The organism is Oleiphilus sp. HI0061 (assembly GCF_001635675.1).
Window position 1 is genome coordinate 1 of sequence record NZ_LWFE01000912.1, and the last position, 267, is coordinate 267.

Consider the following 267-nt stretch of genomic DNA (forward strand, 5'->3'; position numbering starts at 1 on the left):
TTAATACGTTCAAGGAGAATTTCTTATTTGGTATACTAGCCTTTGGAAAAGGAATTGGTCATCATTCTGATATCGTAGATAAATTTGCACAATGGGGAGTGTTCTTGGGTGGTGCAGTTGTGTATCTCTTATGTTATTACCCTCTGTACTTAAAGCGAAAAATGAAATATTCTATTTCAATAGAATTAGGCGTGGTTCTGTTCGCTATGATTGCTATTGGAATGTTGAATACTATTACTATGGAAGTGAGTGTGCCTCTGGTTATGT

Annotated in this window: 1 protein-coding gene; it reads left to right on the top strand. The window is 35.6% G+C overall.

From position 1 onward, the window contains the following. A partial coding sequence (locus A3735_RS31850; RefSeq protein WP_231882535.1) for a hypothetical protein occupies positions 1-267 on the top strand: 267 nt, incomplete at both ends.